The sequence below is a fragment of the Dysgonomonas termitidis genome, assembly GCF_042654545.1.
Lineage (GTDB): Bacteria > Bacteroidota > Bacteroidia > Bacteroidales > Dysgonomonadaceae > Dysgonomonas > Dysgonomonas termitidis.
The window spans coordinates 1-11,163 of the sequence record NZ_JBHSGN010000143.1; the positions used below are offsets into that span (position 1 = coordinate 1).

General features: G+C 45.7%; 7 protein-coding genes and 1 pseudogene. 5 read left to right on the forward strand and 3 right to left on the reverse strand.

The annotated features are described in order from the left end of the window. Positions 1-69: 69 nt before the first annotated feature. Positions 70-177: pseudogene (locus ACFO6W_RS22775) on the forward strand (plasmid mobilization protein); the annotation flags it as partial. A 10-nt stretch (positions 178-187) separates the two neighbouring features. Beyond that, positions 188-1,477 carry a conjugal transfer protein MobB gene (mobB, locus tag ACFO6W_RS22780; protein WP_380000831.1) on the forward strand — a complete coding sequence of 430 codons (1,290 nt, stop codon included), beginning with the start codon at positions 188-190 and terminating at the stop codon, positions 1,475-1,477. 18 nt (positions 1,478-1,495) lie between these two features. Here mobB and ACFO6W_RS22785 read toward each other — a convergent pair whose 3' ends face one another. Beyond that, positions 1,496-2,053 (reverse strand): hypothetical protein, encoded by a 558-nt coding sequence (locus tag ACFO6W_RS22785; protein WP_380000833.1) that lies wholly within the window; start codon positions 2,051-2,053, stop codon positions 1,496-1,498. Between the two features lie 4 nt (positions 2,054-2,057). Further along, positions 2,058-3,797: a DUF262 domain-containing protein gene (locus ACFO6W_RS22790; protein ID WP_380000835.1), complete on the reverse strand. Its 1,740-nt coding sequence runs from the start codon at positions 3,795-3,797 to the stop codon at positions 2,058-2,060. A 255-nt stretch (positions 3,798-4,052) separates the two neighbouring features. On the opposite strand from ACFO6W_RS22790, the gene mobC reads away from it, so the two are divergent. Further along, entirely contained in the window at positions 4,053-6,062 is a 2,010-nt protein-coding gene (gene mobC, locus ACFO6W_RS22795) for a conjugal transfer protein MobC (RefSeq protein ID WP_380000837.1), read from the forward strand. An 86-nt stretch (positions 6,063-6,148) separates the two neighbouring features. On the opposite strand, the gene ACFO6W_RS22800 is transcribed toward mobC, so the two are convergent. Continuing rightward, entirely contained in the window at positions 6,149-6,796 is a 648-nt protein-coding gene (locus ACFO6W_RS22800; RefSeq protein ID WP_380000839.1) for a hypothetical protein, read from the reverse strand. Positions 6,797-7,021: 225 nt separating this feature from the next. Between ACFO6W_RS22800 and ACFO6W_RS22805 the strand changes: the two genes are divergently transcribed. Together ACFO6W_RS22805 and ACFO6W_RS22810 are read left to right on the forward strand one after the other, a co-directional pair. Beyond that, positions 7,022-8,899 (forward strand): DUF4099 domain-containing protein, encoded by a 1,878-nt coding sequence (locus tag ACFO6W_RS22805; RefSeq protein WP_380000841.1) that lies wholly within the window; start codon positions 7,022-7,024, stop codon positions 8,897-8,899. A 32-nt stretch (positions 8,900-8,931) separates the two neighbouring features. Continuing rightward, positions 8,932-11,034 carry a type IA DNA topoisomerase gene (locus tag ACFO6W_RS22810; RefSeq protein WP_380000844.1) on the forward strand — a complete coding sequence of 701 codons (2,103 nt, stop codon included), beginning with the start codon at positions 8,932-8,934 and terminating at the stop codon, positions 11,032-11,034. The last annotated feature ends 129 nt before the right edge of the window (positions 11,035-11,163 follow it).

The window sequence follows — 11,163 nt, forward strand, 5'->3', positions numbered from 1 at the left end:
CAAGCGTACTCCCTGCTTATTTTTTTTACAGGATAGACGTCATCGCGGAGACGCTTACAGAAAAAAGCCCTTTCCATGCTCTATAAACTGGAGCAGGAAACGATAGAATTGTCGAAAATCGGGCGGGAAGTGTTGCAGTTGTGCGAGCAGTTCAAGAAAGAATGTTTGCCTGAATAGTCCTTAAAAAATGGTTGCGGATATACACATAGGGAATAATTTGTACGGCGCATTGGCGTATAATCAGGAGAAAGTTGATGCGGGTTTGGGTAAGATTCTGGAAACGAACCGTGTCTTTGTTCCTGCCGACGGGCAGTTTTCCGTAGGGAATTGTATGCGGGATTTTGAACGCGCGATGCCTCCTCAGGTAACTACCACGCGCGGAATTATCCATATTTCCCTCAATCCGCACCCGGAAGATAAGATAAACGACGACCAATTAGCCGACATCGGACGGGAGTATATGGAGAAATTGGGTTTCGGTGGCCAACCCTGGATGATTTTCAAACACGAGGACATCGACCGCCAGCATTTGCACATTGTTTCCACCCGTGTCCGCAACGACGGCACGTTAATCAGCGACAAGAAGAATTATGAGAAAAGCCGCCAGATTACCGATGACCTTGAAAAGAAATACAGTTTGCACCCGAAAGACAGGAAGCAAGGCGAGGCATGGCAACTTTCACCGGTGGACGCTTCGCGCAGCGACCTGAAAAAGCAAGCCGCCAATGCTATCAAACCGCTGACAACAATGTACCGGTTCCAATCGCTCGGCGAGTACAGGGCGTTGTTGTCGCTCTATAATATCGGAGTGGAAAAGGTCGAAGGTAGTAATCCGGGGAATAAATATGTGGGGCTGGTGTATTCGGCGTTGGATGCCGACGGCAACCGTGTAGGCAAACCGCTCAAATCTTCCCTGTTCGGGAAGGATTACGGCATCGAGGCATTGGAGCAGATGATGAAGAAATCCGGCGAGGAAATCAAATCAAAAGGAATCGTTGCCGATACCCGCGCTATCGTTTCTGTGTCCATGACGAAAGCCCGCACAGGAAGCGAGTTTCGGGCGGACTTGCAGAAGAAAGGTATCGACATGATATTGCGTTATGGAAACGGAGGACGCTTGTTCGGGGTAACGTTTATCGACCACAACAGCCGCACCGTCCTGAACGGTTCCGCGCTGGGCAAGGAGTTTTCTGCTAATGCCCTCGGCGCGCGGTTCGCAGATTTTGCGCAGCCACAAGAATGTCGCGAGAATCTGCAATCCGTTCTGTATGTACCTGCGAAAGAGGCTTTACGTCCGGCTGTGCAGCATGAGCAGGAGGATAAACAACCGGCTACCGTCAAAGGCCACGGCGGGGACGATTCGCCCGTCGGCAGTTTGCTTTCGGTTCTGACGCCGGAGCCGGATCAGCATGATGATAACCAGCCAGCGCCGACACGAAAGAAAAAGAAAAAACGGAGGTATGGGAGGCAGGTGTAGAATTAAGTAATAGCTTACTTAAAACTCACTAATCTTTTCTTCTTCTAATAATGTAATGTTGTATTCTAAGTTATCTGCAACCTTTGTAAATACTCTTTGCAAATATGGAATAACCGTATTCATATTTAATTCTTCTTCCAGTGAAAAGTTGTGGTAATGATGTAGATGTTGCTTTATATCCTGAATCTCAGTATCCGGTAAATAAAAAAATGGATTCTTATTCGTGTAGTTACTCATTGGTGAAAGATGAATAAACGCGCAACCTAATTTATAAACAGATAAAGACCAGCCGTATAGATTATTGGAAAACTCTACCATATGTCTGTCTGTTACTAAAGTTCTTGAATTAGGAAAAGTCCATTTCTGATTATTTAGTGTTTGCGACATGTAATGGTTTCTAACATTGATGTCGGATTTCTCCAAAAGGAATATTGTTCTTACCATAGAATCTAATTCTTGTCTAAGTATCGAAATAGCCTGTCCATATAAGCCATTTTCTATCATTAGAGAGATTGCTAATCTATGTTCTTTTGATCTTTCTCGTAGCAAATTACAAAAAGCATCTTTCTGTGTCATAATATTATTCGATATTATAGTATGCCTTCAATGTGTCAAGAACATATTTTTGATTCTCATTTAATTCATTTTTTGTCCACTGAGTTCGATATTTATTAAACACTCTTAATGAATTCGGAAATGTATTTATGTTTTCAGCAAAATATTTTTGATGCTTCAATGAATAATCAAATCGGCCTTGCGATGCATTTTTTCCTCGCCCCAATAAAATCAAATTTCCGATTTTATTGGTTAGGTCTGCTCGGTCTGTATCTGTGAAGTCTTTTTTCCATTGACTACCATCTTTGGGGTTTTGAGGTAGAATATGTTCAATGGTAATTTGACCAAACCAACTCCACTTATTTACTTTATTGTCATTATAAAGAAAATCAAGTTTTAATAAAATGTTTTTAACAAATTGCCTTCCATATGCTTTTTGACTAATATTTTTCAACAAACTTACTTTATCAAAATCAAATAAATTCGTCTTAAATAAATCGTCAGGAGATTTATGAGATTCAATTCCTTTCAGAATAGCATTCATATTTTCAATTCGTTCTGTTGGTGTTAACTGCCCAATCCAATCTCCTGTGAATTTTTTATCAAGCAATAATAGGAAATCATATATACGATTTGAATTGAATTTATTATAATAAGAAAGCAATGGAGGAATCCAATCGGTAGATGGCAACGTAGTTTTCATAACTACCACCATATTGTTGAATTCAAACCCATTAGTAAAATTATAGTTGTCGTTTTCAAACAATTGGTCGTAATGGTCATAGTATTTATTCAACAAATCAAAAGTTTCTTTTCCTCTTTTTAGTAAAGCAGGTTTTAACTTACCTGTAGTTTTATCTTTCTCCTTTGGATTGTATATTTTATCTTCAAATTCTTGAAGCAAATTCAAACGAGCTTTCTCCTTAACTACAATTGTTCGAATGAAAGACAGAAAACGATCAAATTCCTCTCCTAATTCACTTTCCAATTCTTCCCATTGGAGTCCATACTTAGTGCGCTCGGAATCGGGAACATACTGTAGGTTTTGTGCTTTCAAAATATCAGAATTACGTAGTTTTACGCCTCTATCATTTAAAATGGTAAATAAGCGGAATGCGTCTTCTAATTGCTCTGAATACACATAAATCATCAATACATACTGTAGTAAATAAGGGAAAAAAGTATCAATGTTTTTATTATCTTCAAAATAGGTACGAATGCTCACGATAGCATTTGCCATATTCTTGATGGATACATCTTTGTCTTCAATCGCAATACGTTTAATATCTTCCCATTTATCAATGATGCTGTTTTCAGGCTTCACATACTCATCAATAAATTTTTCTACTTCAGAGCGAATCTTGTACAACAATCGAATTCGTTCAGGCGTATTAGTATCTTTATCTTCTTCTTGGAAAATATACTTTTGGCAATTTTCTTTTCTTATCTTGTTTGTTTCAATATCGCGAACGACAGCAAAAAGTAAAAATATAGTAGTAATACGTTGTTGCCCATCAAGCAGATCATTTTCAATGAATTCTTGTTCTCCGCCAGCCTTCCTGTGCTGATACACAAAAGAGCCAAGAAAATAATCATTGGAAGGAGTATTTACAGATGCATAACTAATATCGTCCAATAACTCTATAACTTCATCTTTACTCCATACGTAAGGACGTTGATATTCTGGAATACGATACCATTGTTCAAATACATCTTTAATGTATATTTTATCCGTCTTGATTTCGTTGCGAGGTGTTATTGCCATATTATCACTTTTTATGGTTCTTATTTTATTTTTCTACTATAGTAGATACTTATTTTGCCGCCACAAAATTAGCAAATATTTGATGAAAAGGAAGAATAATCACTTATAACCTTTGATATCATTAACAACAACGCCACAAGCATCCAAACCGACGCCACAAGCTGCCACGCCCCGAAAACATAGCTTCGGGGCGTTTTCATCTTCCTACTTTCGCATTTTCAATCCATTGTCAAACAACTAAAAAACAAATTGATTATGCAACAAGAAGATGATTTGAGAGGGCTGGCAAAAGTCATGGACTTTATGCGGGCGCTAAGTATTTTATTCGTAGTGATAAACATATACTGGTTTTGTTACGGAGCAATTAAAGAGTGGGGCGTCAATATCGGGGTGGTCGATAAAATCCTGATGAATTTCAACCGCACTGCCGGATTGTTTACCTCCATCCTGTGGACAAAAATTTTTGCCGTTGTGTTCCTTGCCCTGTCCTGTTTGGGAACTAAGGGCGTGAAAGACGAGAAAATAACATGGAATAAAATCTACGTCTGCTTGGGCGTAGGGTTCGTTTTCTTCTTCCTGAACTGGTGGCTTTTGATTTTGCCGTTCCCGCTTATAGCCAATGCCGGGTTCTACATTTTTACCATGACCGTTGGTTATATCCTGCTGCTCATGGCGGGGATATGGATGTCGCGCTTGTTGAAAAACAACCTGATGGACGACGTGTTTAACACGGAGAACGAGAGTTTCATGCAGGAAACCAGGTTAATGGTAAACGAATATTCGGTAAACCTGCCTACCCGCTTTTGGTACAAAAAGAAGACGTGGAAAGGCTGGATAAACATTGTAAATCCCTTTCGGGCGGCGATTGTGCTGGGTACGCCGGGTTCGGGAAAGAGTTACGCCGTGGTAAACCAGTTCATCAAACAGCAAATCGAAAAGGGATTTACCGGTTACATTTACGATTTCAAGTTTCCTGATTTATCGACGATTGCGTATAATCACCTGCTGAACAACCGTGAGGGTTACGCCAAAGTCCCAACCTTTTATGTGATAAACTTCGACGACCCTTCGCGCTCTCACCGCTGCAATCCGATTAACCCCTCTTTCATGGACGATATATCGGACGCATACGAATCAGCCTATACAATAATGTTAAATTTGAACAAAACGTGGGTGCAAAAGCAGGGCGACTTTTTCGTGGAATCCCCGATAATCCTCTTTGCAGCAATTATCTGGTATCTTCGCATCTATCAGGACGGGAAGTATTGCACCTTTCCCCATGCGGTTGAGTTCCTGAACAAGCGCTACGAAGATATTTTTCCGATACTTACTTCGTATCCTGACCTCGAAAACTACCTTAGCCCCTTTATGGATGCGTGGTTAGGAGGTGCCGCTGATCAGTTGATGGGGCAGATAGCGTCGGCCAAAATTCCACTCTCCCGAATGATAAGCCCGCAATTATATTGGGTAATGTCCGGCGATGAATTTACGCTGGACATCAACAACCCCGAAGACCCGAAAATCCTTGTAGTCGGCAACAATCCAGACCGGCAAAATATCTACGGGGCGGCATTGGGACTGTATAATTCCCGTATCGTGAAACTCATTAACAAGAAAGGCCAACTAAAAAGTTCGGTCATTATCGACGAGTTGCCGACGATCTACTTTAAAGGGTTGGATAACCTGATTGCCACCGCCCGAAGCAACAAGGTGGCCGTATTGCTTGGTTTTCAGGACTTTTCACAGCTAAAACGGGATTATGGCGATAAGGAAGCCGCCGTAGTGATGAACACGGTCGGCAATATCTTTTCCGGTCAAGTGGTGGGCGATACGGCCAAAACCCTTTCCGACCGCTTCGGGAAAGTGTTGCAGAAACGCCAGTCGATGACCATTAACCGGCAGGACAAATCGACATCCATTTCAACGCAAATGGATTCATTGATACCGCCGTCGAAAATTTCCAACCTGACGCAGGGGATGTTTGTCGGGGCGGTCGCCGACAACTTCGACGAACGCATTGAGCAGAAGATTTTCCATTGTGAAATAGTAGTGGATAACGACAGGGTAGCCGCAGAAATGAAGGCGTACCGGAAAATACCCGTCATCTCCAATTTTGTAGATGAGAATGGTGTTGATCGTATGAAGGAAATGATTAAAGAGAATTACGACCGCATTAAAGCCGAAACAAAACAAATCGTCGCGGAAGAATTGGAACGTATCAAGGCCGACCCCAAACTGTGTCATTTACTCCCAAAACAGGAGTAAGAGAAACAGAGAGAGCCGCCCATTCGGGCGGCTCTCTCTGTTTCCATACACATTATATATATGTAATAATTAACTGAGAACAGGGGTTAGCTGTTTTTTACGCTAACCTCTGTCTTCTTCTGTAATTTATTCATTGCAGAAGTTACATTGTCCTGAAAGAATTTCCTCAATGTGGCGTCGTTCTTCAAGATGATATGGCATTCTTCTTCAAATATACCCGTCATCCGCTTTCTTATTTCAACCAGCTCATTTTCATTCGGGCATACATTTGAATGCTCCCAGTGTTCAATGATTTCCGAACGGATATAATCCCGGAGCCATTTTTTTTCATCATCGTCAAGTCCGGCAAATTTCTTCTTTTCGGAAAATACCGGAAGATTGTCTATATCCGCATAATCATAAATATCCCCATCGTTTTCACAGCCTTTTTCAATCGGTTCATTCACTCCCCTGCCACTCATGCCCAGTATCATTTGGGCAAACTCCGCCGCTTCGGGATACTTTTTGTTTTTCGCGCATTTTTCAAGGTATTCCCAGTCCTCCCGCGAGCGTGGATATTTTTCCGCAATCCGGTCTATCCGGTTAATATATTGCAGTTCGTTCTTCTTTTCCTGCGGCAGCGAGTAACATTCCTTGCAGATATGCCCGGCATGTCCCTTGCCGCTGAACTTTTCGTTAGGCTTGCGGCAACCGCAGATTCGGCAGTAATGTCCCGGAGGTTTCTTTTTTGCCATGCTTCATAACTTATATAATTACCCTGCAAAGATACGCCGCTTTTTTCGTTTTTCCGGGCAAAACCGACAGGCAAATAACCCGCTGGAAACCAAAGCATCAACGCCACACGCTTCCAAACCGGCGCCACAAGCTGCCAGCCACCTGAAATCCCTTTGCCGCATAGTAAGATAGGCGTACTTTCGTTCCGCATTAATAGTAATGCGGAACTTAAAAATCAATGATTTATGGCAGAAAAACAGATTAATTACGACCGCGACATTTTGCTTGTCGCGGACAAAAAGAGCGGCAGGCTGAAAGCCGTTGCAGGCATGAGCGAGGACGGGAAGAAAATCAAGACCGTAGAACCGTCGATGAGGAACGAGCGGATGTTCCTGACCGTCGAGAAAAATTCCGGCGACATGGAAAAATTCTTCCAAAACTTCATGTCCCGGACTGGCGACCCTTCCGGCACGGCATTTTACAAGGTAAGCGCAAACGGATTGGACATGGGGGTAAAAGTGCTGGAAGGGCTTTTGAACCACCAGCCGGACGCGCGGATTGTTACCGAAAGCCGTATCCGCCTCCAGGATTACATGGGCGCGGCGCAGGAGCATGACCCGAAAGTCATTTTGACGCAGGGCGAAGATGGCAAGCTGAAAGCCGTCGCCGAAGGAAAGGACGGCAAGCTGAAAAAGGTCGATCCGACAAAGGAGAATGCCGACAGTTTTTTGAAAATCGACCCGCGTGGCAACGCACTGGAGAACTTCTTTCAGAAGTTCACGGCACAGTTCAAAAACCCGTCGCACACGGGTATTTACGCGGTCAGCGGGAAAGCGGTCGATATGATGGCGGCTTTCCTTGACAAAATCATCAGGATCAACCCGGAGGACAAGGTACTCGACCCGTACCGTGTAACGCCGGAGGGCAAGATGCAGGAACAGGCGCAGGGGAAGTACCAGCCGCTTGACCTGAACAAGCTTGAATGGAAAGAGGTCGAAAAGTACGGTTTGACCGGCGACAACTTGCAGGATTCGCTCAAAGCCATGTCCTACGGCCACAAGTCGCCCGGACTGCTCGAAATCCGCATGGAGATTGACGGTAAAGAGTTGCAGGCAAAAGCCCGCCTGTCCTTTGAGCAGCAGCCCGACGGCACAATCAAAATCCAGACGCACCCCTTTCAGGAGAAGCCTGATTTTGAAAAGCCGTTTATGGGTGTCATGTTCTCCCCCGACGACCGGAAGCAACTCACCGCTACCGGCCACGGCGGGCGTGTCTTTGAGCTGGAAATGACCCCCGGCGGCGAAAAAGTCCCGGCGCTCGTATCGCTGGATAAAATCACCAACCGCTTCGAGGCCGTCCCACTATCGGAAATCCAAATCCCGAAAGTACTGAAAGGCGTTGAACTCTCGCAAGAACAGCAGGACGGGTTGAAAGCCGGTAAAGGCGTGCTGGTAGAAAACATGGACAAGAAGCAACGCCCCGGCGAGGAACCCGGCGGGAAAATCACGCGCATTGTCCAGTATAATGCCGTGAATAAAAATTTCGACTTCCTGTTTACGCCCGAACAACGCCAGCAGCGCCAACAGGAACGGGCGGCGAAAGCGGAACAAAAAACGGGACAGGACGACAACCAGCCGCTCAAAGCCCGCAAGGTCGGCGAAGTATGGGTGCGTCCCGTGCAGGGCGGCGTCGAACTCACCCGCGAACAGTTCAAAACCCTGTGCGAAAATAAACCTGTCTGGGTAGAAGGGATGGTAAACCAGAACAATAAACCCAAACAGGAAGAAGGGGTGAAGCAGGTGGAGTCCACCGACCAAAAGGGACAGAAGTACAATGCCTGGGTGTGGCCGGATCAGGATGCCGGGCGTATCCGCCATACCAGCCTGCCTCCCGAACAATGGAAAGAAGCACTGGCCAAGAAGCAGTCGCAACCCGCCGAAGGCTTCAAAACACAGGTTGCCGTCAATAATGAGGGTAAAACCAACGAGGCGACCAAACACTCGACCGAGCCATTGCAGAAAGGCCAGACCCAGCCCACCGGGAAGCAGGCGGAAAAGAAAGAGCAACAGGAGCAGCGCCAATCTCCCGCCAAGCCCAGGAAAAGCACGGGGCATAAAATGTAATTCAATTTTTCAAACCACTAAAAAAATTCGATATGAAAGTTTGTATAGCAGAAAAACCGAGCGTGGCTAAAAGTATAGCCGCCATACTCGGCGCAACCAGTAAAAAAGACGGCTATATGGAAGGTAACGGCTGGGCTGTTACCTGGGCGTTCGGCCACCTTGTGGGGCTTGCCATGCCCGAAGCATACGGGTTTACCGGTTTCCAAAAGGAAAACCTGCCTATATTGCCGAAGGAGTTTATACTCATTCCCCGCCAAATCAAAGAAGGTAAGGAATACAAAAATGACCCCGGCGTGATGAAGCAACTGAAAATCATCAAAGAGTTGTTTTCCAAAGCCGACGGCATTGTCGTTTGCACGGACGCCGGACGGGAGGGCGAGTTAATCCATCGCTACATCTATGAATATTTGGGAAGCAACCGCCCGTGCCAACGCTTATGGATAAGCAGTTTGACCGACAAAGCCATTAAGGAGGGTTTTCAGAATCTCCGCCCCGGCAGCGATTACGACAACCTGTATTTATCGGCGAGAGCAAGAAGCCAGGCCGATTGGGTTGTCGGACTTAATGCAAGTCAGGCGTTGAGCATTGCCGCCGGGCGCGGCTCGTGGTCGCTCGGTCGAGTACAGACACCCACGCTGGCGATGATATGCAGCCGCTATCTGGAGAATAAGGACTTTAAGCCGCAAACGTACTTCAAACTGAAAATCCACACGGCTAAAGATGATACGGCATTTGCCGTTTTGTCGGTGGACAAGTACGATACCCGTTCCACAGCCGATGGCGCATTGCAACAGGTGAAGGCTGCCGGAACCGTCCGCGTTACGGGTGTCGAGAAGAAAGAAGTAAAGCAGGAACCACCGCTGTTGTATGATTTGACCACGCTTCAAAAGGAAGCCAATAGCAAACATGGTTTTTCAGCCGACAAAACGCTGAATATCGCCCAAGCGTTGTACGAATCAAAAAAAATATCGTATCCACGCACGGGAAGCCGTTATATTTCCGCCGATGTGCTGGACGAGATACCGCACCTGATCGCCACGCTGAAAAACCATCCGCGTTTTGGCGCTTACGCCGCTTCAATGGATAACATCGTACTCAATATCCGCTGCGTGGACGACAAGAAAGTAACCGACCACCATGCGCTTATCATCACCGGAGATCCGGCGGACGGATTAACCGGCGATGAACGGACGATTTATGACATGATAGCCGGTCGAATGTTAGAATCATTCTCCAATCGTTGCACCAAAGAGAACACCGCCGTTTCGCTTGACGCGGGCGGCGTACACTTTGTCGCAAAGGGCAGCGTAACACTACTTCCCGGCTGGCGGGCTGTGTTTAACGCCACCGATGAAGAAGCGCAGGACGAAGACGTAACCACGCTGCCCCAACTCGCCGAAAGCGATATGCTTCCCGTCCGGGATATGGAAGCGTTGGAAAAGCAGACCAAGCCCCGTCCGCTGCATACAGAGGCAAGTTTGCTTGGTTCGATGGAATCGGCAGGCAAGGAATGTACCAACGAAGAAGAACGCGAAGCGATGAAGGACGCCGGTATCGGCACACCTGCTACCCGTGCGGCCATCATTGAAACGCTGTTTGCACGGGAATATATCGTGCGCGAAAAGAAGGCGTTGGTTCCGACCAACAAGGGACTGGTAGTTTACCTTGCCGTGAAAGACAAAAAGATTGCGGATGTTGCGATGACCGGAAGTTGGGAACACGCCCTTTCTAAAATCGGTGAAGGGAAAATGGATGCAGCTACATTCCACCACTCGATAGAGGTGTATGCTTCGCAAATCACCACGGAATTGCTCGGCATCGCTTTTGAACGGCAGGACGACCGCCCCGGCTGCGGCTGCCTCAAATGTAAAAGCGGACAGGTCATATTCTTTCCGAAGGTTGCCAAATGCAATAATGAGCATTGCGGGCTAATGGTTTTCCGAACCATTGCCAAAAAGGATTTGACCGATACGCAGCTTACCGCCTTGCTGACGAACGGTAAAACAGGCATCATCAAAGGCTTTACGAGCAGTAAGACCGGAAAACCGTTCGATGCAGCCGTAGCCTTTGACGCCGACTATAAAACCGTGTTCGAGTTTGAAAACAAGAACGGAAAGAAAGGTAAAACAAAGTAAATGATTACCTTTGCCACTGAAAGAATCTAAGACTTGCCAATTAGGGATAATTGCCTGACATCGGATTTTTTTAGTGGTGGCGACCGGGGCAAGGCTCCGGTCGCTTTTTCCTTTCCCTCCATTTATTTA